Source organism: Paenibacillus sp. GCM10028914, from assembly GCF_042666275.1.
Taxonomy (GTDB): Bacteria; Bacillota; Bacilli; order Paenibacillales; family Paenibacillaceae; genus Paenibacillus_AQ.
This window is the reverse complement of the sequence record NZ_JBHTFO010000002.1, coordinates 37,828-63,975: the sequence shown is the minus strand read 5'-3', so window position 1 is coordinate 63,975 and position 26,148 is coordinate 37,828. Positions and strand designations below refer to the sequence as shown.

Here is a 26,148-nt window from a genome sequence, read left to right as displayed (position 1 = left end):
ATCCTCCTACAATTTCAGCACATTAACCAAGTCGAAAGACTTACGGGCACATATGTATTAGATTTCTCAAACGTCATTTATTTATACGAAGATAGCTGCAGATATCTCGATCGAGATACAAAGAACGATGAGGCGGTATTTAACCATAAAAAAGCTGCCTTGAAGGCAGCCAGATTATCAATATCGTCCTACTTGCTGATGAGGCAAACCAAAACGGTTTTGCTCAATGCTTTGAGTTGTATAACTTCCCTTTATTCATCAACAGTCTTTTTTTCGGTAGTCTGGCAACTGTTTCTGCACTGCAGCTAGCATCTACAAATACAAAACTTGCATCGTCTCCAGTCTTAGGCCATTCTTGTGTACCTTCACCATTCAATGGCGTTACTCCTTGTGTAATTAAGCTTAAACTTTCACGTAACGAGCGTTCGCTTGATTTCCCAGTATAGTCGCAAAAATTATGCACTTTTTCTAAAACATCTCCAGGAACATAAGGGCTCCAAGAATCAAAAAAACCGTCACAGCCCAAGGCAACTTTAACGCCCTCCGCTCTCAGAATATCAATTGGAATGAGTTGAGAGTTTATAGAAATAGGGATAGTAGACATAATTTTCGCATTATGCTCGCTTAATTTTTTGGCGAATTGCTTCTGCATATGAGGTGACAATGTACTTAAACCAAATGCATGACTAAAAGCAGTGGCTCCCTTATAATCTTGTTCTTTCACCATGTCCAGCCATTTATCCATGGTATAGAAACCTACTTGTCCACGATCATGCAGATGCATGTCGACATCCACATCGTACTCTTTAGCTATATCCATTGTGACTTGCAATGATTGTTCGATGTCTTTATCAATGCCTGCCGGGTCAAGTCCCCCTAAGATTGTTGCACCAGATTCCAATGCTTGTCTTAATAAGTCAGGCATTTCTTCATGAGCAAGCAAGCCATGTTGAGGAAACGCTACAATTTCATATGTTAAATATTGCTCATAGGCTTTCAGTGCTTTTTTGACACCTTCTAAATTTTTCAATTTAATAAAGGGATCAATATTGACATGCGTTCGAATATGATTCACACCATTACTCAAGTGCAGTTCAATCATGGCAGATGCTCTTTGTTCCGCTGTTTCAGCAAGTTCCTCTAACTCAGCTGCTTCAAGAGCCAATCTCTCGGAAAATTTTTCACAGGACGACAAGCTCTCCAACCTAATGAGAGATACGTTTTATCCAAATGATTATGCATTTCTTTGAATGCAGGAAGTGCTAATTTCCCTTCCATATCCATGGCATCTGTATTCGGTACATTTTCAGTTGCGGGGATAATCGTCTGAATGACTCCTTCATTTGCAACTTGAATATGAAACAAATCGGTTTTAGTTTGAATGCTTCCATCTTCATACGTTGTTTCACCAATTTCTAGTCGAACATTTCGCAGCCATGTACTCATCGAAATTCCCCCTTTAGCTCTATCTCTTCATCATGAATTATCTTCCCTTTTGAAATTACTTTCGAAATAGGACATTGTCTGGCAATCAGATGCGCAGAGCTTACGGCATCGACGAGTAGCGCATTGGCCGTATCGCCAACTTTTGGCCACTGTTGCTCGCCAGCGTCATTTAATGGTGTTAATCCGCCTGTAGCATATTTCAAAGACTGCCCAATATGCCATTCATCAATATAGCCAAAACGTTGTATAAATTGATTTAATTTTCGAATCGTATCGCCACTTCCAAAAGGAGACCAGTGATCAATAAGGCTGTCATGTCCAAAAGAAACTTTGATGCCCCGATCATACAAATATTTCACAGGAATTGTAATCGGACCTGCCCCAATTGGAACCGTTGTTGTCACTCCGACATTATGTGTAGCCATCTGATCTATTAGCTTGTCTAATGATTGTTGGGGCAAGTCTGCAAATGCGAGTGCGTGACTGAGGGTTACTTCTTTATTAAAAGATCTTTGTTCGATTTCATTCAGGATTTGCCCTATTTCAAATTCCCCTAATGTGTTTTGTTCATGTAGATGAATGTCAATTGCTACATCGTATTTTTCGGCTAATTGAAAAGTTGTTTTTAAAACTTCACCGCTATTGCGATCTACTAAAGCAGGGTCTACCCCTCCGATATGAGTAGCTCCCATTTGTAATGCTTCTTCAAGGATTGTTAAAAATTCTGGACCATTACGTAATACACCATGTTGTGGGAATGCAACGATTTCATATGTGATTTGATCTTGATAACTTTCTAAAACGCGCTTCGCTATTTCTATATGTTTCGTCTCAATTTGGGGGTCAACATTTACATGAGTACGAATATGTGTATGACCGTTTTTAATATAATGTCGCACCATTGCATGAGCTCTCTCTTCAGCTACATCCAGTTGTTCAGGTAATAAGGTCGCTTCTTCTTTTAAACGAGAAAAAATACCTTCCGTAGCTGGAGTTGGTGCTTTCCACTCACCACTGAAGTATGTTTTATCAATATGTGTATGCATTTCTTTGAACGATGGAACGAGTAGTTGGTTTTTGGCATCTACTACTACTGCATCGCTAGCTTCGATATTTGGAGCTATTTCAATAAACTTGCCATCTTCAATCAAGACATCAACTATTTTGGTTTCTGTAGCTGTAACAAACGATTGGTCAACCAAATACCCTGTTTCCAAACGCACATTCTTTAATAATAATGTCAAAGGAATCTCTCCTCTTTTAAATTTTTTTAGTAGGGCGAATCATTAAAGCCGGTAGCAATAACAGTTATGATAATCTCATCTCGTAAGTTTTCATTAATGACAGAACCGATAATCATATTTGACTCGTTGCCTCCATCAGAAGCAATAATATTTGCAGCCTCTTGTACTTCATATAGGCTTAAATTTGTTCCGCCTGTAATTTTCATCAGCACACCTTGAGCCTCATTTATGAAGGTTTCAGCCCCAAATAATGGACTAGAAATAGCCTTTTTTGCAGCTTCGGCAGCACGGTTTTCACCTGTTGCGCTGCCAATGCCGATTAATGCTGAACCTTTATTGGACATGATTGTTTTGACATCGGCAAAGTCAACATTAATTAAACCTGGTACGGTAATGATATCCGAAATTCCCTGGATCGTTTGGCGTAGCACATGATCTGCTTCACGGAACGCTTCAAGCATAGGTGTATTCTTATCTATCATCCCCAACAAACGATCGTTTGGAATAACAATTAGAGTATCTACTGCCTTCTTCAGTGAGTCGATTCCAATTTCCGCTCGTGTTGTACGCTGACGGCCCTCAAACGTAAAGGGATAAGTTACAATGCCAACGGTGAGAATGCCAAGCTCATGGGCAATTTCCGCAATTGCTGGAGCGGCACCTGTTCCTGTTCCACCTCCCATTCCGGCTGTAACAATCACCATGTCTGCACCTTTCATTTTCGTTCGGAGCGTTTCATTGCTTTCATCGACTGCCTTTTCACCTATTTTCGGATTAGCGCCTGCTCCTAGACCTTTTGTCAATGTTGTACCGATTTGTATCTTAGTCTCTGCTTGTGATAATTTGATAGCTTGCATATCTGTATTAACAGCAATAAACTCTACACCCTGTGTCCCATGCTCGATCATACGGTTTACTGTATTGTTTCCTCCGCCACCCACACCGATTACCTTAATGGTAACTGAATTTGTATCAAACTCCATCTCCATCGCTCCCTCTGGCTCTTGCATATGCCCTTTCTCAAATGATCCAACATTAACTTTTTTTCAAAGCACCTATTGCCCTATTGTTATTTAAAGAAAAAGGCATTATTAAAGCTGTTCCTTAAAAGGAAGCTACTTTAACAATGCCTTCATTAAATTCTTCTACTCCCCCAAGATCAGTAGGATCTAACGTCAAATGGGGTATCTTCGTTTATAATTTTAATATAATATAACCTGATAAGCAATTAAGTTGTCGGCGGAACCAACCATGAGATCAAAGCGCAGGTGAAGCTAGAATACTCCGGTGAGTACTAACCTCCAAACCTTGTTCTTACCACAACTAACAGTACAATAATTCCGAGCAAAATCAGCCAGGCTACTGGGTGACCGAAATTTAATCCCCAGCCGACTCCGAACCTTTTCTCGACGATTAGGGTTGGATCCTTGCGATTGAAATAAATCATACCTAAAAGCCATTTATCATCATCATGGACAGGTCTGACATTGGAGTGATCGGCAGATCGCTCCAAGCGGCTTCCGCCCTGACCAGCCCAGAACGATAAGGCGAAGGCATATAGGATGATAAAGGCTATTATGATTAGGATAATGGGGATAGCGAAATTGATGTTAAGCAGAGATATCATGTTGAGTTGCACAACGGATAACAGGATAACTATTAAGAAGCTTGCTGTAACCATAAAACATGACCAAGTACGGCGGAAAGTTACGTCTTGTCTGATGGAACGGTTCGGATCAGTGGGATGAACCTGCTGCTTCACTCTGCGAATACTCCAATTCTCAAATATGAACAAAAGTGTTATGAACACTTGAATTATCGTAGGCATAAACACAGAACTATAAGATTTAGCTGCATAGCGGTCTACATTCCAACTGCTGTTGTAATGGATCGGAATCTGATCAGGAATGAGATCGTAGTTGCGTAGCACAGTTACAATACTAACAATAATAAATAAAACATGAATGAGAAACCAATAACTGGACAAGCCAATGTTTCTTTTCCGAAAACCAGTGTCCACTGCCATGATCGATGGTTCCGGAGCAATAGGCAGCATAGGTAGTACACTTTTCATTTTAAAATGATAGCTCATGTTTATGACTAAGGAGATTACGACCATGACGAGTGAATAAGTGACAATGATCCAACTTTGTTGCTTGGAATGTTCATCACCGTATATTAGGCAGATGATACAAACAATGAATAGGATGGTATGCAGGGTGGCACTAATCCAAGCATATGACTTCCGCATCTGGCGCAGAGGCTCACTGTGGAATTGTACAGCGCTGACGGTGACCCCAAAACTAATCGTCTCTCTTGTTAAATAAGGCATGCTTACCATGAGGACAATAGTAGGTACAAATACAAAGATCATTACTATAACAGGCATTATCGTCATATCATTCGCCTCCACATATACATAAGTGTGTATTAGAAATACTCTATAACCCTTAGAGCATAGGTAATTCATCACGACGCCTTTTTGCGTATGATTATCCTATTAACTTAAGATAGGTAATCGACTTGAACATAAATTTAATTATAATCGATTTTAGTGACCACAAGGGTGAAATTAACATTTTATCCAGATCTTTTTGCTACGCAGAGCTACTCATCTGACACTTGAATATAGTAAAAAAATAACCACCAATTAAAATGCAAAGGCATTTTAGTTGATGGTTAAATAACTTACTTGGCTATATAGTTTTGCTTACATTCCCTAAATCATCTTTTTTAAGCATTAGCATGACAACAAAGGAAATACAATATAAACCTGCTAAGTAGAGCATCGCAACTTTCATATCATAATTTTGGAGAATGTAGCCGACAAGTATTGGTGAAAAACCGCCTATAGCTCGACCAAAGTTAAAAATGGTGTTTGTTGCCGTACTTCGAATTTGAACGGGATATAGACCACCAATCAACGCTCCATATCCGGCGAACATTCCATTTGAGAAGAATCCTACAATTGCACCACCTATTAGCACACCCATACTACCAGTCGCATAAGAGTATAAAAACACAGCACATGCAGAGGCGATAAGGAAGAGGCCAAAGGCACGCTTTGCGCCAAATCGATCTAAGAATAGTCCAAAGGTTAACATACCAATAATCATGCCAACGGCAGTACTAATTGTCCAAATAGCAGAGCCTGAAACAGATAAACCTTGTGACTTTTGCAACATCGATGGTAGCCAAATCATTAATCCGTTATAACCGGCAATTTGAACAGTTGCCATTATGATTAAAGAAATTGTTGTAATCGCTGTTCGTGGCGTTTCAAACAATTGTACTAACTTGCCCTTTTCATCTTTCTTACTAGCTTTTTTATCCTTCTGAGCAGCGAGCCACTCAGGTGATTCATCTAAATTCTTTCTTACGATAAAGGCAAAGATAACAGGTATTACACCAACAAAGAACAATGCTCTCCATCCTAAAGTAGGAAGGATGACCGCACTTAGTAATGCTGCTAAAATAACACCATATTGAGCACCTACACTAACATATGATGACGCACGTCCTTGTTTATTTTTGGGCCAAGCTTCTGCAACAAGCGCCATACCAATACCATATTCTCCTCCGGCACCGATTCCTGCGATAAATCTAAATAGATATACTTGTTCAATGTTAGTGGCGAGTCCAGTTAAAGCTGTACCAATTGCAAACAAGAAGACAGTATATGTAAAGATCTTTACCCTTCCAAACTTATCTGCTAAAATACCGAAAATAATTCCTCCTAATAGCATCCCTACATTCGTTATAGAAGAAATCAGTCCTCCAGTTGCTAAATCAATGTTAAATTCTGAAATAATCATTGTCATCGCAAATGAGATAAACATGATGTCCATGCCTTCTAATGTTAAACCAGCTACCGATGCGACCACGGTTTTTTTACGATAATCCATTCTACGATCCTCCAAGTATGTTCTAGATGAAATAATTCTCTTTTATTTACGAATGAACGGATGTACCTGTAAAAAACCAAATTTTCCATTCTCCTTTTCAGCCTCTCTGGACTTCCTTTAAAAGAGATACGCTAGTTGTGTCATCACAGCTAACGTGCAAAATAAATACCCTTTCGTCAGATTAGACAAAAGGGCATGAATAAACAAAGTATTAATAAGATAATAACTTCACATATCAAGTATCCCTTTTCAGCCTCTCTGGACTGTATTAAAGGTAATTGTTCCAAAAGACATCTTAACAAAGTTATCTATATTACTCAATAAAAATTTTATGACACCAAACTAAAATACTCAGCCTAATGGAAAAATGAACGAATGTGAAGATGAATATTCTGCTGTATCTATCAGCAAAAATTATATAGATATTCTTTCATTAGAAGACTGGCTACGCAATTTTTGCTAATTTCGGATTTTTTTTATACTGAGAAAACCAATAATAAGAGTTTTACTTATCTGTTTCAGTCCTCACCAACAACGCCACACTCTCCACATGTGTGGAGTAGACAGTGAGAACAAACTTTATACAATATGCCCCTAAGTCTGCCAAATCGTACTTTTTAATGATCTAGCCTTTGTTAGGTCTACAATTATCTAAATTAATATAACTAAATATTTGTATGCTTCTATTCTACACAAAATTAGGTGTTTTTGTGGTATTACGGTTTACCGTATCACTTTACCAGCTAATCTTAAAGGGTACCCTTGTTACTGGTACCCTTTAAATAGAACTACAATAAAACTCCTCCTACCTCATCATTTTTGTGTATGAGGATGTTTTGATTGATAAATTGACTAATCTCATCCTTTAGATAATTATATCCAAAAGGTACTTCTTTCGTAGTTGGATCAACGGGTTCTATCTGAATAAAAGTTACACTTCCATCGTGCTTATGCTCAAAAGCAACTCCGTTTAATTGTTTGGGATAGAGTGCAATAACCTTACTTATTTTACCGGTACGGTTCCTCTCAATGGGACAACGATACAGTATCCGATTATAATCACTTATTTGAATAAAATCATCTGTCTCTCGATTGAACTGTGTATTCCATAAATATCTGTACTTACGATATTTGACTTCAATAACTAAGGCCTTAACAAGCTTACCTGTCGTATCAAATATATCCAATCGAATATCAGGTCTATTATGAATATTCGCTATAAATCCATACTCATCTTCATTCAGACGCCTTGGTAACTCTTGATCATATACAAGATCCACCCTGTAGCCATTTTTAACAAAGGTCATCTTCTCACCTGTAAGCAATTCCCCAATAAATCTCTCCTGGGAGTGGTCAGCAAGCCATCCTGTTTCCCATTCGAAACCTAATTCATTGAAAACATCAATTACTAAGCAAGTGGAGTAAACCTCCATCAATTTTGAAGAGCGATTATATGGATACGTGCTCTCCCTATTTGAAGAATTCCGTTTCATCTGAAGATGAATTTCTTTGTACAAACGATATAGCACTGAATAACGTTGATCTCGGAGCACAAATGTTGGGGGTCTTTTAAACACTGGTATATATTTGATATCGCTTAACCAACTATCCTCTAAGTACCTTGAAAACATACTGACCATTTTCAATATTTTACTAAGTTCATTTTTTATTTTAGCAACTTCGTCTTCCTGTTGTATTAACGTTCTTATTATACCATCCCTTTCATTCCTAAGTTGTCTCACCACTCTCTCATTTCCGTATTTCACTGTAGTTTGATCATATCGATATAAACTATCATTCACTTGCTGAAGGCGACTTTTTGAGAGGTCGATTTTATTTATTTGCAATTCATATCGCTTTCTAAATCCATTCTCAAGGCCCTTTACGTTGCGTTTTAAGAATACAAGGAACCATTTAAGCCATTGGTTCTCAAGAACATTCGTTGTTAATACGGCATGTCTTTCATAATAATGTTCAGGACGGTCTAGATTTGAGTTGTTCCTACCACCCTTCATAGCAAGCCAACGCTGACTTTTTATATCTGGCTTCTTAGATACAGAGCGAATGTTATACTGCTGCATGATGTGTTCAGAAGGTGATTCTATTATTGATTCAAGGGCGTGCTTTAATTTCGAGTAATTTTCTTGTATGTGCCGATATACGTTGAGTATATGAACAGAAGATTGACCTTCGTCTATGTAGGCACCAAAACGTCTTGTTACAAGATCATAAGATAACCCTGAAATCTTTTGTTCTAAATAGTTTCTAAGATAAAACAATCGATCTTCATCGAAGTTGCTACCTCTAATAGTATACATTCCATGATAAATTCCTTGCGTCGTTTCAAGGCGAACCATGTAATGACCAGGGGCAGGCATGTGATCAATATCACGGATTTGAACTAACTCTTCTTCACTTCCAGGTTCAAGAATTAATATATCGTCACTGTCAAATCGATCGACATATAATCGATCAGAAGTACTGTTAGATTCAAACCTAATCCGGATTGCCTGATATTCATTTATTTCTACAGATGGAAATAAACTTCCGGTTTCGTATTTTAATAATGTAAGTTCAGCGTCTCTCCAATTCTCATGATTAAAGCGTCTACCAATGAATACTTTAGGATGCATAATCATGGATTGCCATCTCCCGAGCTTTCCGATGTATTTCATAAAGTGTAAACTCGAAATCGCTTATTTCCCTTGCTCTATCACTCGTGAAAAGATCAAACAATTCACTTTGTTGCACGTTGCCTTGATTCTCACTCGCAACTCCAATTAACTTCTGAAATTGTTCAGAAGAACCACGGATTTTAGTAAGAATACGTTGTTTACATTGGAGATCAATTACTATCTTACGATCTAAATATGGCTTGCCTTGTTGATTTAGTGGTATAGAGTTTAAGTATTCCCCTATTTTTCGAATAACACGGTGAGATACTCCCTTTTGATAATCATACTGTTGAATTATGTCATGAATCTCATCGAAAAATTTCAACTCTTCTAAGCTAAATGCACTTATCGCAAGATCTTTACTACTCCAATTTGTAAAGACATCCTTTGACCCAAATGAAATAAGTGGCTTTGTAGGCTCGACAAACTCCCGCTCCAACAGAGAGCTAAAAGATAATTTTCGTAGTGTTACGATATTAGCACGATCTAAAAAACGATCTGAAAAATTCTTTGTTGTTTCATCTATATTTGCAGTACCGATAAATACAATGTTATCTCCTATTCCAATCGAATCAGGATAATTAGCTCGATTGTGACACGTTGCCGTCTCTTTATTGTATAGCCTCAGTTTCCGTTCCTGGTTTTCCGGTAACTCCAAAATACTAATAAATGGGGCGAACCAATATTCTACCTGGCTTAGATTCATCTCGTCAAAAGCAACTATGTGCATTTGTTCAGGGTGATCTTTAGCATGTTTTAAAAACTCAACAAAGCCTGTATCTGAAGGTACGTAAAGACCTGTAGAAGCGTTCAGATATCCCAGTAAGTCGCTTGGTTCTGTATAACTTGGACTAATAGGTAATACCAGAAGAGTGTTTTTCTCCTGTTTAAGTCCCATGGCCTCTGCGTACAGTAAAGCTAGTTGAGATTTTCCAGTACCCGACATGCCAGCAAGAACGGTTATAGGATTAGTTTTCACACTTACGTGGAAATTCACAAGGTCATTCATGTGATAGAACAGTCCCTTGGATTCTCCCAAAGTTTTCAAGTGCTCGAGGAACTGGCTTTCTAGATCATCATAATTAATTTCATCTTGATCAACCTCATCCTCATTATTCTGTTGAGAAGAAGTACCGATTGTGATGTCTTGTTTAACTTCCAAACGTTCCTTTTCTGAGTTTCCAACCTGAGTAAAGGTAGAATTTATTTCATATAAATACTTTCTATCTAGGAAAACTAAATTATCGCTACCATAAATTTGAAACTCGGAAATTGCATCCGGATCAATTTTAACTCTTTCTACGGTTTCAAGTAATGATTCATAAGCCCATCCTTGATCAACTGAGTCTTTCCAATTACCATTCAGCTTATATAGATACTCACCACAAATTACATACTTCGGTCCTTCCGCATGAAAATAATAATCCTGAAAGCGAAGAGCCTTACCAGACTGAAGAGAGGATTCCCATGAACTTATACCCATCGTGAGTTTTGGAACAGATACATACTCGGCCCCCTCTTTATAACCCTCATCTATATTTTTTATCTCCAAATTTTTAAATATTTTCTCCGAGTACCCATCTGCAGCCGTCATGTAATTAACCTGGGGGCGAAATACAATTAATTTGTTTTCTAATCGACTTCTTAGTGACTCAATACGTTTGTCTAGATCATAAGTATAGGTATATCCCGCTGGATAGAAATTACGTGGAAACCTGAGGTTATTATCAGTTAAACCGATATAAAGTGGACTTAAGTTACGTTCAAGTAACATATCGTTTAATTCTAATAATGGAACTGGTTCTGGAGATACTGGCTTAATAAAAAATTGGGGATTATTAGAATGACCCCGTGGCATGACCGGTTCATCTGTAGGGCCATTCAAATTGTCTTTACTTGTCAACGTACCAAGCATCAAGCATTGCGATATGTTGGAATACCGTCTTTTTTCTTCTGGATCAAGTCTAAACATTCGATTCTTCTCCCCGCTTCCAAATGGATAAAAGTTCAATTAATGATTTATGATCATGTAAAACAAAAGTGGAACAGTTCATTCCCTTTAACGATTTCTGTAAAGCGAACAACTTTTTTGAGGATACTCCATTTTGTTGAATATATATTCGAGTGAGACCATTCTTAATAAGAGAATCTTTTTGTTTTTCCCAATCCTTAAAAGTAACAAAAATCACCTCGGGAAATAGATATTGGGCTAATGATACGTCTGATGACTCGTAAAGCACACAAAAACCATTAATTTTTTCTGTTACATCTACCTTCCAACTCTCTAATTGACGACGCAGATTAAGAATTTCTTGATCTTTTGTTTGAATCATAGTTTGATATAGCACCTTTTGCTCTTCCATTTGAGACTTATTGATGTCAACTAACTGTGCAATTTCCAGTTCTTTATCGACAATCATTTCCTTCATATTCTCAAGTTCTTTCTGGAGGGTATTAACTGTTTTTTTTACAACAACAATATTTTTATTGGCTTCATCCGCTGCTTTCAGTCTCACTTTAAGTTCTTTTAATGAATTTTCCACTTCCTGAAGTTTAGTCTTATGAACCTGTGACTGTTCTAATTCGTCAACCGCTTCTTTCCCTTTTCTAGCTATTTCATATAAAAAATTTGAAACTAAGCCATAACTAATAATATAATCCAAACTATCATGTTGAACTGCATAAGCAATTGAGGATAAACCATGATTCTGAATATTCTTATAGTAAGCGTAAAATTCCTTGGGTGACATCTTTTTTACTTTATTGAGCTCTATCTTATATTGTTTAGATTGTTCACTCGACAATAATAATAAAGCTGACTTAAAAAGATATTCTTTTTGCTGATCACTAAGATAGAGATCCTGACTTAATAACTTAAGTGCTTCCTCATCTGTTTTGACCTCTAAAGTAAAATCGAATAGTTTTTCACTGTTTTCTAATTTTCGCTGCAACTCAGGCAATATCTCTTCAACAAGCTTAATATCATATTTAATAGTCAAAGCTACTTTTAAATGATCAGGTATGTCTTTAGAAGATATACGTGCTAAAAACTCTTCATTTGATGTCACTTCTGATAAATCATTAAGATCATGACCATTATAAAAGTGTTGAAGAAATGGGTCGACTTTCAGTTTTTTTGTTTTAGGTGTTTGACGTTTAAATATCTGGTTAATATACTTCTTTTTCAACTTTAATGGAGGCTGCTTTGAAAACCCCGGAACTGTCTCCTTAAATTTATTTATGATTTGATTTGCACTTTTATCGTCCAAGAGACTGACATAAAAATCAATTACTTCTGACAACTAATACCATCCCCCTAATTTTCTCTAGTATTTCGTTTTCTTTCAACAATATCTTTTTAAAATGAACATCTCCTTTTTTCTATTATACCTCTTTTGTGGGTAATTTTAACTATATTAATTCTTGAAGAAAAAGTAATCCGAACATTGATCTGTTTAAGTTACATATAGGACATTCTCCTAAAATATCATTCTGTCCGTTTGCATTGCATATCTCTAGCTCAACTAGTTTAGATGCACATTAGTGCACTTCTCTTGTATAAGATTTTGCTAGTACTTATGCACTGTACACTCTTCCTTTCACCCCTCCCAGACAGGACATTTTTCTGTAAATTAGGTAAGATGCGTATGTACTACTGACAAAGAAAGAACAGAAATATTCGCTTGAATATCATAAGAATCTCTTCTCAAATGTTTTTTGGAAAGAGGTTGGACTGTCTCCGACTTTCATGTTGAAATCACGTCAAGAACAACTTCAAAACATCTCGTTATAAAGCGACTTATAGCCAATGTTAAGGCTAAAAAGTTCAATATGATTGTGGCAAAAGAACTTTAGAAGCTTGGATCAGCATTTAGCTATTCTTCAACGAACACATCGCTGTGTGCGATTGCGCAGAATAGGAATGCACTTTAAAAAGGATAGGGCGGATATACTTCTGGGAATTTATATAAATAAAGTGCTCTAACTCTCACTATAAAGACAGGCGACCTGCCCTAGAAAGTGAAACGGCATCTAGACTTGTTGACTGCTGGAAACTAGACTAATACCCATTAAGCTCGTAGAATATTCAAAAAAGAATCAGAATGCAATGCTGACAACCATGACAAAGAATTACGAAAAGTTGAAAGCAAACTAGATTTACTAGCAAAAAAACAGAATACCTGATCCTGAATGAGGGAGAGTTTACACAAGAGAAGTGGCGTACTCAAAATGCTTTGGTTTCGAGATGAAAACACCTTACTTTCTGAACAAAATACCGAATTGATTAAGTAGATAAAAAACGAAAAGACTTGGATACAAACATCCAAGTCTTTGAGAAACAAGTGAAGAATTTGCTACATCTCGATTTCGAGGATGAGCGGATACTCAAGCAAAATGATCATTCAGAAGATTAAAGTTTGGAAGCATTAAGATACATTACAATACTCCTCATTCAAAACTTATACAAGGATCAATCTTACCCATCCATTTTAACCACACTGTACACTCCACATGCACTGTAACAGCATAATTATCTATTTTACATAAGTGCGAGATTAGGTGTAAATCACTAATATATATTGCTTAGCACTACACATATTTGCACTTTTTTACAAAAAAAGAACCGAGGCAATCTTCGACACTCTTATTCCAACATTTATATTTCTCCTGCAAGGTTTTCAACAATCGATTATTTTACATTTGTTACTTCATTAATGTGCTTCTCTGGCCATCCAATAATAGAATAATCAATATAACTCCCATCATAAGATAACAATTTCAGGAAAACTCTATGGAATAATGTCTTATACACTTTAGAATAGAAAATTATCAAATCTAATGCTTCTTCTGATGTGCCATGTTTATCGTGTATCATAGCATTACGTGCTGCAATTGCTTTTTTGTCCACATCTCCAATTGGTAATCCTATTTCATCAAAAAAGAAATCTAAGCTCTCATTTACCCCCATGTTAAAAGACCCTTTCATTCTTCTAAGCATTCGATCGGCATATTCAAGCCCGCTTAATTTCCTCTCAATTTCTTCAAAACTTTCGTTCAACAATTGATCAAATTGGCTTTTTGGCAAGTATACGCCTTTCGTTTTTGATTTATTCGATTTGAACCATCCTTTTTTTAGAATTTCTAAAGCGTTTGCTATTATTGGAATATTAGTCCCGACTGGCACATCATCTGATATCCAAAAACTCCATAATGCATTTTTCAAGTTCAGCTCTTCTCTGTATTCAAGGTATTTCGGAACTAACTCACTCAGTAGAGTTTCAGCCCTCCCCCAACTGTCATAATTATCTATTTTTATAGGGTAAGACCCTGAATTCCTGCATTTTGACACCACATTATTTCCCCACGGATTCTGGGAGATTTGCTTTAAAAGGTAGCCGTTCTCATCGTATTCTGTATACCCTACCTTTAAGAGATGTTTTCCAAAAATGAAACTAACTATCTCACTTATTCCTTCTCTCTCACTTTCGTTAGGTATCCTGCCAAACTCTTTTCTATATTCAATTCCAATGTTATTCGACCATTTAGGCCCTAATTCTTTCGGCACTTGTTGAATAATAAATTTGAAATCAGTTAATTCGACCAGCAAATAATCACGATCATGCGAAACTGATTCTCCGTTTATTTCCTTATTTTTCAGTTCAGAGCGTTCAAGGTGATATTTTTCTGAATAAACCCTTTCGGTAGATCTACAAAATAAGAAATCCTGATTCGGACCATTAAGGAACCATTCCGTTAATGAATTCGCTTCCGATTCAGTTGATGTTTTTTTTTCAACTTCGAAGACACGTAACTCTGCTTGGTATTGAGTAGTGTATTGTTCATCCCTTTCTAATTTATGAGAAGTTGATACCCCTCCTATGTAACAATGACGAAGATTAAATTGCTGAATTCCATGTTTTCCAGACCCAGTTATCTCCAAAGGGTTAATTCTCTGTCCCGCCATGCCCTTAGCATCATTACTATGAAAGTCAGGATTATTATCTCCGTATATAAATCCTTTAATATTATATTCCTCGTCACGAGATATAGTTATCTTATTAATGTTAATAGACTTTTCGGGAATATACGCCTTTTTAAACTCATATTGTTCTTGCAAACCCTCCCACTCCAAAAAAGATGAAAAATTATAATTTATACCCAATATCTATCACTCCCTGAATGATTTGTCTTTCGCATTTCCATATTATAGCATAACAAGGTTTCCGAAATAGCCATCACTATATAGTTAAAAGCCGAGTGAAAACTCAGGTATTATTCCTGAAATCTCATTCGGCTTATTATAAATATATTTTTCTCAGGATGGCGAGTTTCTACATTCAGCAAATAATAAGAACATTGGTTGTCAAAAGGTTGTCATATGCTCCCTTTAACCTATTAACAGCCCTCAAACCCGCATTCCACCGTAGCCCATATAAATAAACTCATGCTACAATACGGTCATTTTCTCGATTTCTTCCCCAACTTTTTCTATCACGCCTTTATTAGAATCTGAATAATTTCTTTATATAAAAACAGAGGAAAAGGCTTGTTGGAGCTGGGTTTTCCCCTTTCCACTCTGCCTTTCCCCGATTTTATCACGTCTTTATTCGATTTTTAGCACGAGTTTATTACGAATAGCACGGGTTTATTTGTTATCTACAATATTTCTCACCAACACCGCCACACTCTCCACATGCACCGTATGCGGGAACATATCCACCGGCGTAACCTCCACCGTACGATATCCCCCATCCTCTAGCACACGCAAGTCCCTTGCGAGCGTGGATGGATTACAGCTCACGTACACCACACGCTCCGGCTTCATCTCCAAAATAGTCTCCAAGAGACGTGGATCGCAGCCCTTACGCGGAGGATCGACAACGATCACATCTGCTTCAATCCCTTGCTCTTTCCAGCGTGGAATCACATCCTCAGATGCACCGACCTCGAACTCCACATGGTTCATCTCGTTAAGCGCAGCGTTCGCACGTGCGTCTTCAATCGCTTCCTTCACGATCTCAACACCATACACCTTCTTCGCATGCTGTGCCAAGAACAGTGAGATCGTACCGATGCCACAATACGCATCAATAACGGTCTCGTTCCCAGTCAATCCAGCATACTCCACCGTCTTGCCATACAGTACTTCCGTCTGCGCAGGGTTGACCTGATAGAAAGAACGAGCTGAGATGGCGAACTTCACGTCTCCGATATAATCATGGATAACCTCACGTCCCCACAGGACACGGGTAACATCCCCAAAAATAACATTGGTCTTACGAGTGTTCACATTCTGGCAAATGCTTACAACCGCTGGAAGCTCCTCCCGAATAGCTGCGATCCACTCATTCAAACGTGGAATCCGCTCACCGTTTGTCACGAGGACAATCATCATCTCACCTGTGGCGAAGCCGATCTTCACGACAACATGGCGCAGCAGGCCTTGTCCGGTTTCTTCGTTATACGCCGTTACACCGAGCTTCTGACCAATCGCTTTCACACGGCTTACCACAATGTCGTTCTGTTCATGCTGGATCAGGCAAGTCTCCATATCGATAATACGGTGACTGCCACGGGCGTAGAAACCACCGACCAGACCGCCTTCGGTCACACCAATCGGCACCTGCGACTTGTTACGGTAACGCCAAGGCTCACTCATTCCAAGTGTAGGACGCACAATAATCCCTTCCTCACCCGCAGCCTGAGCAGCCCCGGAATCCGTTGTGTCCTCTGAGACTCTACTTGCTCCGACCTCAGCATCTCTCCCTGCTACCCGTAGCTTCCCGATCCGCTCCAGGTTGTCCACGACAAGCTGACGCTTCCATGCCAGCTGCCCGGCATAGTCCATATGCTGCAGCTGACAGCCGCCGCATTGATTATAGATCGGGCAAGGTGCCGAAGTCCGAGCGTCGCTCGCTTCTACGAGTTCCATGAGCTTACCATAGCCGTACTGCTTCTTCGTCTTGAGCACTTTCACGCGTACCTTCTCGCCCGGCAATGCTCCTTGCACGAACAACGTGTATCCCTCGGCACGGCCTACGCCTTCTCCGTCATGGTTCATTCCGATAATATCGATGACCACCTCGTCGTTCTTGGCCACCGGCAGTCCGGCAATCACCGGCGAAGGTTTGTTATTACGTCGCGGACCGCGTCCGCTGCCGTTCTTCTTCATGATGTACTGTTCACTTCTTTCCATTCAACTTGTATAGCCAAAACCTCGTATATGATCATGCGCACTAAGGGAGTTCATCTCCCATACATCGCTTTTCATCCTTTTCAACTTAAACGAATCATACACTGATTCACTCTATATCAATCTATATTCCCTCAGTCTTACACATCCATAATCAAAATTCGGATATAAACAACAAAAAGCCCCCATAAGGGAGCTTATCGAAAAGCTCTGTCCATCATTATACGGGAGCTTCTTGTGACATTCAATCTAATTCATATCTCACGCAAAAATCCGCAGATGATGCGGCAGATTGCGGAACTTGCCTGGCAGCATACCGCCATACTCACCGTCCAAATTCAACATTACCGGTCCAGGAGAGACAACTTCCATATAATCGGTACGGAAGTGAATGACTTTCTTGTCATTGATATGCTCTCCACGCAGGGCGAGTGAGACAACACGAACGAACTCTGCAAGATTACATTTTCGGAGTGCAATAACGTCGAACAAGCCGTCATCAATGCTAGCACCGGGAGCAAGCCTCTCGAAGCCGCCAACCGAGTTACTATTCGCGATAAGGAATACCATGAACTCATCGTGAATCGTCTCCTGGCCGCTCGCCTTAATGATAAGCTCCTGCGGCGTCAGACTGACCATTTTCTCCAAACCCTTCAGATAATATGCCAACTGGCCGATCATCGTCTTCAGTTTGCTTGGAACCTCGTACGTAAGCTCCGTAAGCGTGCCACCGCCTGCAATATTAATGAAGTAACGGTCATTCGCTTTACCAAGGTCAATCGGCCGTGTCTCATTCCGGATCACCAAATCACAGTAATCCTCCCAGTTCTTCGGAATGCCTAGCGCCCGAGCAAAATCATTCGTTGTTCCCAGAGGGAACACACCGAGTGGTGGTATATTCTCTTTCTCCGCCATGCCATTAATGACTTCATTCAGTGTTCCGTCGCCACCGGCGGCAATAATGAGGTCATAGCCTCTTTCAACTGCCTCTGCGGCTGCGAGAGTCGCATCTCCCTCACCGGTTGTCGCATGACAAGAGGTCTCTATACCCGCGCTATCCAAGCGCTGCAGTATATCGGCAAGTCGCCGCTTCATTTCCTCCCGCCCAGAGGTGGGATTATAAATTAATCGCGCTTTTCTCATTTACGATACGCCACCTGTACTCATGATTTCAAGGGTTCCAGAAGAGTATGAACCTGGCGCAGCATCCACTGCGGAAGCAGCGGATGGGGTAACAATGTTCGGCCTGAATAACGACACGAAATCCCCTCAAGCCGCTCCGGGATCACCTTTTCTGTAAAATATCCCTCACTTAAAAAAAGCGGAGCCACGATCACCTCGTAGCCGCGCTCCTCCCACTCTACTGCCTTTTCCCGAATATTCCCGGGATTCAGTAGTGCAGCATCCGCGGACAACCCGCTCACTTCCGCTACGCGCTTAGCTAAAGAACTTATACCCCGTTCCCAGCGGGCGCGAAACAACTCATGACGGCTGCCATGGCCAACCAGCAGAACCACTTCGTTCGAAGGTTTTACGGACAGCTCACGAACCTTATCCCATACCATAACAGCAGCATCTGGATCGTCGTCGAACGGTGTGCCAAAATGAACACATGCCTTCACCTCAAACGGTTCAAGGTCCGTTTCCTTATCAGGAACAGCCTTTACACCCAAAGCGTATGCTATTTCATCGACATGCGTGCTGCCCGAAGATACAAACAATGGAATAACCAGCATGTCCGTGACACCCTGGTCTTCCAATGCAAATATACCGTCCTGAATGAGGCGACCTTCGACTAACTCCAAATATGAAGCCACTACCGGTACATCCACATGGTTAGCTAGCTCCTTAACAGCTTCGTCCACAAGCATTACCCACGACTCTTCTCTGGAGCCATGACTGATAACGAGCACTCCAAACTTCATTTTAGCGCCCTAAGCGTTCCAGCGTCATTTTATATCCGTCATTACCATAGTTCAAACAACGCTTCACACGTGAGATGGTAGCTGTGCTTGCCCCGGTTTCTGCTTCAATCTGGTTGTATGTGGATCCTTTGCCGAGCATACGCGCGACTTCCAGCCGCTGAGACAAAGATTGGATTTCATTGACGGTGCAGAGATCGTCGAAGAATACATAACACTCCTCTACACTCTTTAAAGTCAGAACTGCTTCAAATAATTGATCGATGCTTTTATCATTTAGTTTCTTTAACTGCACTGGATCATCCCCTACCGTTACTTGTACGCCCCTTCATTGTACCTGAGCAGAAGCATTCTTTTCAAGCATTAACGATTTCACGCACTACAGGACGACTATATCATTTACAATTTTATGTCAAAATAATCTATCAAAATAAAAACTTTCCCTCTTAGGCACCCGCCCGATTCCGCTCCTATCCCGTAAACACGGGCATAAGCCTAATCCATTAGCCCGCCTATTTCATACAGTATAGTAAACCATACAACAAAGGAAAGTGATAAACATGTCAGGTCATTATCATTATCACCACCATCGCCGCCCCTCTAATCAGCGGGCAATCAGCGAATTGCCGCCTGCATCGCCTTATCCAGGTGTTAATCCATATGCTGACTTTCCGACAGAAGGGGATTATTCTTCCGGTTTCTCTCCTTATTCCAATTCGGCAGAGCCTCCAATAACCTCCTTCGAAGGTTCACCAGAGTATGGAGGAAACTATCCGGTTCCTGTGTCGGCGGTCGCTCCTGCTCCTTCGAGCAGCAGTTCCGGTGGTTTAGCAAGCTTACTCGGAGGACTTAACCTCAGTAACCTTGATGTAAAAGGAATCATTGAGAAAATGGGCGGCATTGACGGTCTGGTTGCAAACGTGGGCAAAGTCCAGAAAGTTATGCAAGGTTTCCAGCAGCTAGCCCCCATGATGTCAGTTTTAACCGGTGTTTTTGGTAAAAAAGGTAAGGGGTCTTCCCCGAAATCGCTCGATTCCTATAGTAGCGGATATCATCCAAAAAAACGGCGTTCCTCATCTGCTAAACGTCGCTCCGGTTCACGCAGACCCTCAAAAAGAGGACAGAAGCGTAGACGCTATTAAATAGATTCCTCTATCCATAGGTCCGTGCGTAGGTTATGAAGTCTTATGGCACAGCAGCCAAGACTGATACAGGACATAGGCCAATCGAAACAGAAGGCTGTCATAGACCTTCCGTTTCGATTGGCCTATTCCGTGCTTCATTACATATATCCAACCGTAAATCATTAACGGCTCCAATCTCCGCCCCCGGTGGCTCCCTCATTCCCATCCGGAGTATCATGATCCAGGGATTTAAGGCGAAACCAATAGGATGCACGTAGTCCGGATCTTAGCAGCATCATAATACTGCCGATAAGATACAATACCGTCGGAATGCTTCGCATGTTGGGATAAAACATCAGTATACTACCTGATATAAACAACAAACCCGTCACAATCTCGCTTAAGATCATGCCGGTCTCATATCGATTAGTCACGGTTAATCTTCTTTTTCGTTTGGTGTTCTGAATTACTCTTCGCAGCATTCTAGAACGTAGAGGCTCACCTGATCGATGCTTACGATTTCCTTTGAAATGTCTTCGAGCCTTATTGATCATCGTCTAATCCTCCCTATGTCTCGTTTTACCCGATAAAGAAGGAGTGAATCGAAAATGACCCCATTATCTATTTAAACCAACCTCTGCGAACGAACCATAACACCATACCCGCCCCGAGCAGAAACATCAGTAGAAGCACCATCCCATATCCAAAACGCCAATGTAATTCCGGCATCACATCAAAATTCATTCCGTATATCCCAGCAATCAACGTAAGCGGCATAAAGATCGTTGTAATCACCGTCAGTGTCTTCATAATATTGTTCATCCGGTTGGAGTTTAAAGAAATGTAGCTGTCCCTCAGATCCGATGTCATTTCTCTATCCGCCTCAATCATATCTGTTAGCTTCAGTAAATGATCATAGATATCGGAAAAATAAGCGTGATGTCCATGCTTCTGCACATGTTGAGAGTTGACAACCCGGTACAGCAGGTCCCGCATAGGTACCACTGTCCGTCTTAACTTTAGAAGCTTGGATCGTATGGCAAACACCTGCTGCATCAAGTCTTCTACGGATTCATTACCGCCCTTGCTCTCAATCTCCGCTAGTTCATCTTCGATCGCAAACAGGCTGGGGAAATACTGATCCACCAATTTATCCATAACCGTATACGCAGAAAACGTAGCTCCATTCGCCTTCACAGCTCTTTTCTTCACACTCTCTGACACCCGTTCCCACGCATCCTCCACTTCACTCAAAGGTTCCATATGAAAAGACACAAGCAAAGATGGAGACAGGAAGAAATCAACCTCTACCGCTTGGAGAGTATTCGGATCCAGTGCATGCAGAACAAGAAACTGTACATCATCGTAATAATCGAGCTTCGGTCTTTGCAATACATGGAGACAATCCTCCACAGCAAGGGGATGAAAATGAAAATATGTCTCTAGCATTCGAGATTCTTCCGGTGTAGGAGCAACAAAGTCAACCCAGACCCATTCATATTCCTCCATCTTCATCTCTTCCAAAGGTAGACCGATAATCGCCTCATGGCTTCGAGTAACCGCTAACGTTCGTATCATATACTCTGCCCTCCACTTCCTGGGTCCTCATCCCTTGTTTCTCTCATCATCCCTACTTCTATTCTATATTAAACAAAAAAAGCCAATCTTATATGATTGGCTCCACAACTATCTTATCTATATGTCTAGGTGTTACAAAATTCTAAAATAAAATCTTGAAGATAATCCCTGCAAGTATGGCTGTGATCGGAATCGTTATAAACCAAGTCACCACAATACGACCCGCTAGAGACCATTTAACCGCCGAGAAGCGTTTGGCTGAGCCAACACCGAGAATAGCGGATGTAATGGCATGGGTTGTACTGATTGGCAAATGAAGCAATGTAGCCGAGAAAATAACAGTCGCCCCTGTAAAGTCGGCTGCAAACCCGTTAATCGGCTCAATTTTGAATATTTTAGTACCCATGGTTTTGATGATCTTCCATCCACCTACTGAAGTACCAAGCGCCATCGCAGTAGCTGCAGATATTTTAACCCAGAGCGGAACTTCCATTTCAGAAAGCTGACCCGAGGTCACGAGTGCAAATGTGATAATCCCCATCGCTTTCTGCGCATCGTTCGTACCATGCGTGAAAGATTGGAGTGCCGCCGTGAAAATCTGCATGGAACGGAAACCTTTGTTTACCGTATGCGGACTTCTTTTGGCAAATATCACTTTAAGCAGCTGCATAATCAGATAACCAACCACAAAAGCGATGATAGGCGATAGAATGAGTGCAAGCACAATATCAGTAAATCCGGAATAGTTCAGTTTATCACTGCCCGCTCCCACAAATACGGCCCCTGCCAAAGCACCAATCAGCGCGTGCGAAGAAGAAGACGGAATTCCGAACCACCAAGTCACCAAGTTCCATATGATTGCGGCAATGAGGGTTGCAATAACAACCTCAATCCCGTTGTCGAGTGTTGTCGGGTCCGCTACACTTCCGCCGATCGTTTTTGCTACGCCAGTAAACATCATTGCACCAACAAAGTTCATCGACGCTGCCATAATGATCGCCGTCCGCGGCTTTAGGGCCCTTGTCGAAACGGAAGTTGCAATGGCATTCGCTGTATCGTGAAACCCGTTAATAAAGTCGAATGCGAGTGCCAAAAATACGACAATCCCTAATACGAGCATAGTTGTATCCATAGTTCAGGACCCCTTACGAATTACGCATAATGATGGATTCGAGCATATTTGCCACGTCTTCGCAAGTGTCCGTGGTAGTTTCGAGACGTTCGTAAATTTCTTTACGTTTGATCAGTTCAATCGGATCAGATACCTTAGCGAATAGTTCTTTGATACAAATACGAAGCAATTCATCACCTTGGTTCTCAAGATCATTCAGGCGAATCGTGTACTCACGGATAGCCAGTAATTTCTTTTGCGATAGCAAGTGAATTGCCTTTTGTATCTCGTACGAAGACTGACGCAAAATCTCGGCAAACTGTACGATATACTCGTCAGGTTGTCCTAACTGATACATATAAAATCGGGATGCAGTGGCTTCGAGACCATCCATTACATCATCCATGCTGGTTGTCAGATCCATGATGTCGTCGCGTTCAATTGGCGTAATAAATGTTTTGTTGAGTTCAGTAATGATCGTGTGCGTATATGTATCGCACTGAGACTCAAATTTTTTCATTTCATTAGCAAATTCTGTGACATCTTTTAGATTAGAAACGTGCTGTGAGAAATAATCTGCTGCTTGCACGATTGTGTCGGCCATATTCTCCAAAGTCTGAAAGAATATATCCTTTTTCTTCAATTTCATACTCTAACCCCTTTACGTAAAATTGCCAAGAACGTCGAAATGAAAGGAAAGACAACCCTGACTATCTTATCACATCCTAAGAAGCGGTGTACATAAACGATTGCTTAAAATCATCAATTTCGTACATTTAAAAGGGTGTAGCTCAGGTATGTTTTTTAACACTATGACTTTACATTACCCGCTTCGGTGTTGTTTATCCCAATTAAGCGGAATTAAGGATTCGTTACGGTCACATGTGTTGCAAATTCAGGACTATTTGGGACGATATTAAAATATGTCGTGCCTGTTGCTAAAGGAACCTCGCTGCCGTCTTTCATAAAACGAATGGCATCTCCTTCAGAACGAACCCACTGTCCTTTAATCATCTTTCCTTGCTGAAACAGCATGGCTTCCCCGCCCGTGTTAATATCGACCGACAATCTCCCGACATCATCAAGCACTTTGTGATTCGCTCCAAGCACAACAACATTAGCAGCGGTAAGCACGGAATTGTCATTCAGATCAATATGCGGTTCACCATTAATAGATCTTTGGTACAGCTTGGACTCTGGATCATAGGTATATCCCACGACATAATTTTTCAGCAAAAAAGTGATGTCTACTTTCGCAGCAGGTTCACCAGCTCGTATCTCTGCAGCTGAATCACTTGCCTCAGCTTCCCCTGTCTCTTCCTTAATAAAAGTGTACTGCGGTATCGTTACTTCCTCTGAGTACTTGTACTTGTCCGCTCCCTCACGAAGCTTCTCATCGCTCGAGTACAGATTGTGCGGAGCCTTGCGATCTTTATCACGCCAAAAGTATGCCCCTGCATTTCCGATCTCATCCAAATCCTGTTTTCTTTGATTCTTTATAATAGAATACGCTTCAGGACTACCACCTGCATGAACAAGTACACCGCCATAACTTTCCCCTATATTAATCAGATAAGGCCGGATGCTGCGAATAGGCCCAATCTTCTCAATATCCGTCTGACTCTGGAAAATACCAATCAGGCGCGTGATGCCACCTTCAGCCAGCACTTCATATACGATATCGGCCTTGCTGAGACCCGACTGCGGCCGTGCTGCAGGCGCGTTGTTGATCATAATAGCTAACGGTCTCCGGTTAGATGCTTCCTCAAGCGGCATCCCTGTAAGGGGTGCGGTAAATGCAGCGGATTGTGTCTCAGGTGGTGCCTCTACCGGTGATTCTACCGGAGCCTGCACTTCCGGAACGACAGGTTCTGCTTTTTTCTCCCCACCACATGCAGACAGCATGAATAATGCCGTCATCGTTAAGACACTTGTCCTCCATACCGATTTACTCTTATTCGACATATTGCTTCCCCCTAATTCATAACACTCCCAATTCATATTTCATAAAAGCTTGGCTTATCGACATTTGCTATATTTTACATTTAATCATAAAACATATTTTTTGTCTGTCGTAAATGCTCAGAAAAACACTAGGATTGTATTCATGGCTAAAATCACCTCAAATTTTACTTAAAAAATTATTTAAATAATTATTTAAAATTTGTGATTTTAATCACACATGTATGTGATTTTTTTCACTTATAATAAAGACATGAAAGAGATGATCATCTTACATAACAACAAGAAGCTCCTCACACAACGGAAATAACCTAAAATTATATAAATTATTTAAGGAGTGGTTCATATGTTTAACACTTGGCTAAGAGAGAACAAAATCGCAATGTGGCTTTTGACCGTAATTCGCGTCTATGTTGGATACCAATGGTTGACTGCAGGCTGGGGCAAACTGATGGGTGGATTTGATACCACAGGGTTCCTGCAAGGAGCCATTGCAAAATCGACAGGCGATCATCCCGCAGTACAAGGCTGGTGGGCTGCATTTCTAGAAAATGTCGCACTTCCAGGCGCAAAAGCATTCAACTTCATCGTACCGCTTGGCGAATTTCTGGTTGGTCTCGGACTTATTCTCGGAACGTTCACTACTTTTGCCGCACTGATGGGACTTGTTATGAACGCAGCGTTCCTCTTCTCGGGTACCGTGAGCACCAACGCACAAATGTTGCTGCTTGAAGTCTTAATCATCGTCGCAGCCGCTAATGCCGGAAAAATCGGTCTCGATCGCTATGTACTCCCTTACCTTCGCGGATTGTTCAAGAAAGACGGACATAAGACACACCAAGGCGAACGGAAAACATTCAATAAGCATAGAACAGCCTAAAGTAAATCATTTTTAAAAGCCAATGTTCCATATATAGAGAAACCATACGAATACAACAAACAGAACGATAAAAGAATAGACCTCCATGTCACCCGAGTATAGGTGAT

20 protein-coding genes and 1 pseudogene are annotated in these 26,148 nt (G+C 40.5%); 2 read left to right on the top strand and 19 right to left on the bottom strand.

Annotation, left to right across the window (positions count from 1 at the left end):
• Positions 1–223: 223 nt before the first annotated feature.
• The 14 genes and pseudogenes from ACFQV5_RS01125 to ACFQV5_RS01060 all read right to left on the bottom strand — a co-directional run bounded on the left by ACFQV5_RS01125 (position 224) and on the right by ACFQV5_RS01060 (position 19,681).
• Positions 224–1,165: an amidohydrolase family protein gene (locus ACFQV5_RS01125; RefSeq protein WP_379242757.1), complete on the bottom strand. Its 942-nt coding sequence runs from the start codon at positions 1,163–1,165 to the stop codon at positions 224–226.
• Positions 1,141–1,446, bottom strand: coding sequence for an amidohydrolase family protein (locus ACFQV5_RS01120; RefSeq protein ID WP_379242755.1), 306 nt, complete (start codon positions 1,444–1,446; stop codon positions 1,141–1,143). Before ACFQV5_RS01120 ends, ACFQV5_RS01125 begins: the two co-directional genes overlap by 25 nt.
• On the bottom strand, positions 1,443–2,690 hold the full coding sequence (locus ACFQV5_RS01115) for an amidohydrolase (protein ID WP_379242753.1): 1,248 nt from the start codon (positions 2,688–2,690) through the stop codon (positions 1,443–1,445). The genes ACFQV5_RS01120 and ACFQV5_RS01115 overlap by 4 nt, the downstream gene beginning before the upstream one ends.
• A gap of 35 nt (positions 2,691–2,725) precedes the next feature.
• Positions 2,726–3,673 (bottom strand): annotated as a pseudogene (ftsZ, locus tag ACFQV5_RS01110) (cell division protein FtsZ); the annotation flags it as partial.
• Between the two features lie 311 nt (positions 3,674–3,984).
• Entirely contained in the window at positions 3,985–5,088 is a 1,104-nt protein-coding gene (locus ACFQV5_RS01105) for a DUF1648 domain-containing protein (protein ID WP_379242751.1), read from the bottom strand.
• Positions 5,089–5,386: 298 nt separating this feature from the next.
• On the bottom strand, positions 5,387–6,595 hold the full coding sequence (locus ACFQV5_RS01100; RefSeq protein WP_379242749.1) for an MFS transporter: 1,209 nt from the start codon (positions 6,593–6,595) through the stop codon (positions 5,387–5,389).
• 788 nt (positions 6,596–7,383) lie between these two features.
• Positions 7,384–9,234: a DUF2357 domain-containing protein gene (locus ACFQV5_RS01095; protein WP_379242747.1), complete on the bottom strand. Its 1,851-nt coding sequence runs from the start codon at positions 9,232–9,234 to the stop codon at positions 7,384–7,386.
• Positions 9,218–11,242 carry an McrB family protein gene (locus tag ACFQV5_RS01090; RefSeq protein WP_379242745.1) on the bottom strand — a complete coding sequence of 675 codons (2,025 nt, stop codon included), beginning with the start codon at positions 11,240–11,242 and terminating at the stop codon, positions 9,218–9,220. The genes ACFQV5_RS01095 and ACFQV5_RS01090 overlap by 17 nt, the downstream gene beginning before the upstream one ends.
• Positions 11,235–12,572 (bottom strand): hypothetical protein, encoded by a 1,338-nt coding sequence (locus tag ACFQV5_RS01085; RefSeq protein ID WP_379242743.1) that lies wholly within the window; start codon positions 12,570–12,572, stop codon positions 11,235–11,237. The genes ACFQV5_RS01090 and ACFQV5_RS01085 overlap by 8 nt, the downstream gene beginning before the upstream one ends.
• A gap of 1,388 nt (positions 12,573–13,960) precedes the next feature.
• On the bottom strand, positions 13,961–15,433 hold the full coding sequence (locus ACFQV5_RS01080; RefSeq protein ID WP_379242741.1) for a hypothetical protein: 1,473 nt from the start codon (positions 15,431–15,433) through the stop codon (positions 13,961–13,963).
• A 483-nt stretch (positions 15,434–15,916) separates the two neighbouring features.
• Complete coding sequence (rlmD, locus tag ACFQV5_RS01075; RefSeq protein ID WP_379243139.1) at positions 15,917–17,443, bottom strand: 23S rRNA (uracil(1939)-C(5))-methyltransferase RlmD; 1,527 nt, start codon at positions 17,441–17,443, stop codon at positions 15,917–15,919.
• A gap of 282 nt (positions 17,444–17,725) precedes the next feature.
• Positions 17,726–18,607, bottom strand: a complete 882-nt coding sequence (locus tag ACFQV5_RS01070; RefSeq protein WP_379242739.1) for a diacylglycerol kinase — start codon at positions 18,605–18,607, stop codon at positions 17,726–17,728.
• 20 nt (positions 18,608–18,627) lie between these two features.
• Positions 18,628–19,389, bottom strand: coding sequence for a sirohydrochlorin chelatase (locus ACFQV5_RS01065; RefSeq protein ID WP_379242737.1), 762 nt, complete (start codon positions 19,387–19,389; stop codon positions 18,628–18,630).
• A 1-nt stretch (position 19,390) separates the two neighbouring features.
• Positions 19,391–19,681 carry a YerC/YecD family TrpR-related protein gene (locus ACFQV5_RS01060; protein WP_169506230.1) on the bottom strand — a complete coding sequence of 97 codons (291 nt, stop codon included), beginning with the start codon at positions 19,679–19,681 and terminating at the stop codon, positions 19,391–19,393.
• Between the two features lie 265 nt (positions 19,682–19,946).
• Here ACFQV5_RS01060 and ACFQV5_RS01055 point away from each other — a divergent pair, with 265 nt between their 5' ends.
• Positions 19,947–20,528, top strand: a complete 582-nt coding sequence (locus ACFQV5_RS01055; RefSeq protein ID WP_379242735.1) for a Rossmann-fold NAD(P)-binding domain-containing protein — start codon at positions 19,947–19,949, stop codon at positions 20,526–20,528.
• Between the two features lie 164 nt (positions 20,529–20,692).
• Here the strand turns inward: ACFQV5_RS01055 and ACFQV5_RS01050 are convergent, their stop codons facing one another.
• The 5 genes from ACFQV5_RS01050 to ACFQV5_RS01030 all read right to left on the bottom strand — a co-directional run bounded on the left by ACFQV5_RS01050 (position 20,693) and on the right by ACFQV5_RS01030 (position 25,164).
• A complete protein-coding gene (locus tag ACFQV5_RS01050) occupies positions 20,693–21,064 on the bottom strand; it encodes a YrhK family protein (RefSeq protein ID WP_379242733.1) in 372 nt (123 codons plus the stop codon).
• Positions 21,065–21,131: 67 nt separating this feature from the next.
• On the bottom strand, positions 21,132–22,088 hold the full coding sequence (corA, locus tag ACFQV5_RS01045) for a magnesium/cobalt transporter CorA (protein WP_379242731.1): 957 nt from the start codon (positions 22,086–22,088) through the stop codon (positions 21,132–21,134).
• Positions 22,089–22,230: 142 nt separating this feature from the next.
• Positions 22,231–23,220, bottom strand: coding sequence for an inorganic phosphate transporter (locus ACFQV5_RS01040; RefSeq protein ID WP_379242729.1), 990 nt, complete (start codon positions 23,218–23,220; stop codon positions 22,231–22,233).
• Between the two features lie 13 nt (positions 23,221–23,233).
• Entirely contained in the window at positions 23,234–23,848 is a 615-nt protein-coding gene (locus tag ACFQV5_RS01035) for a DUF47 domain-containing protein (protein WP_379242727.1), read from the bottom strand.
• Between the two features lie 212 nt (positions 23,849–24,060).
• Positions 24,061–25,164 carry a DUF3048 domain-containing protein gene (locus tag ACFQV5_RS01030; RefSeq protein ID WP_379242725.1) on the bottom strand — a complete coding sequence of 368 codons (1,104 nt, stop codon included), beginning with the start codon at positions 25,162–25,164 and terminating at the stop codon, positions 24,061–24,063.
• A 343-nt stretch (positions 25,165–25,507) separates the two neighbouring features.
• Between ACFQV5_RS01030 and ACFQV5_RS01025 the strand changes: the two genes are divergently transcribed.
• A complete protein-coding gene (locus tag ACFQV5_RS01025) occupies positions 25,508–26,041 on the top strand; it encodes a DoxX family protein (RefSeq protein WP_379242723.1) in 534 nt (177 codons plus the stop codon).
• The last annotated feature ends 107 nt before the right edge of the window (positions 26,042–26,148 follow it).

Excerpts from the sequence above, each read along its gene's own strand:
- ACFQV5_RS01120 (WP_379242755.1), bottom strand. The coding sequence starts at position 1,446 with ATGAGTACATGGCTGCGAAATGTTCGACTAGAAATTGGTGAAACAACG.
- ACFQV5_RS01105 (WP_379242751.1), bottom strand. The coding sequence starts at position 5,088 with ATGACGATAATGCCTGTTATAGTAATGATCTTTGTATTTGTACCTACT.
- ACFQV5_RS01100 (WP_379242749.1), bottom strand. The coding sequence starts at position 6,595 with ATGGATTATCGTAAAAAAACCGTGGTCGCATCGGTAGCTGGTTTAACA.
- ACFQV5_RS01095 (WP_379242747.1), bottom strand. The coding sequence starts at position 9,234 with ATGATTATGCATCCTAAAGTATTCATTGGTAGACGCTTTAATCATGAG.
- ACFQV5_RS01090 (WP_379242745.1), bottom strand. The coding sequence starts at position 11,242 with ATGTTTAGACTTGATCCAGAAGAAAAAAGACGGTATTCCAACATATCG.
- rlmD (WP_379243139.1), bottom strand. The coding sequence starts at position 17,443 with ATGAAGAAGAACGGCAGCGGACGCGGTCCGCGACGTAATAACAAACCT.
- ACFQV5_RS01070 (WP_379242739.1), bottom strand. The coding sequence starts at position 18,607 with ATGAGAAAAGCGCGATTAATTTATAATCCCACCTCTGGGCGGGAGGAA.
- ACFQV5_RS01065 (WP_379242737.1), bottom strand. The coding sequence starts at position 19,389 with ATGAAGTTTGGAGTGCTCGTTATCAGTCATGGCTCCAGAGAAGAGTCG.
- ACFQV5_RS01055 (WP_379242735.1), top strand. The coding sequence starts at position 19,947 with ATGTCAGGTCATTATCATTATCACCACCATCGCCGCCCCTCTAATCAG.
- ACFQV5_RS01050 (WP_379242733.1), bottom strand. The coding sequence starts at position 21,064 with ATGATCAATAAGGCTCGAAGACATTTCAAAGGAAATCGTAAGCATCGA.
- corA (WP_379242731.1), bottom strand. The coding sequence starts at position 22,088 with ATGATACGAACGTTAGCGGTTACTCGAAGCCATGAGGCGATTATCGGT.
- ACFQV5_RS01040 (WP_379242729.1), bottom strand. The coding sequence starts at position 23,220 with ATGGATACAACTATGCTCGTATTAGGGATTGTCGTATTTTTGGCACTC.
- ACFQV5_RS01035 (WP_379242727.1), bottom strand. The coding sequence starts at position 23,848 with ATGAAATTGAAGAAAAAGGATATATTCTTTCAGACTTTGGAGAATATG.
- ACFQV5_RS01030 (WP_379242725.1), bottom strand. The coding sequence starts at position 25,164 with ATGTCGAATAAGAGTAAATCGGTATGGAGGACAAGTGTCTTAACGATG.
- ACFQV5_RS01025 (WP_379242723.1), top strand. The coding sequence starts at position 25,508 with ATGTTTAACACTTGGCTAAGAGAGAACAAAATCGCAATGTGGCTTTTG.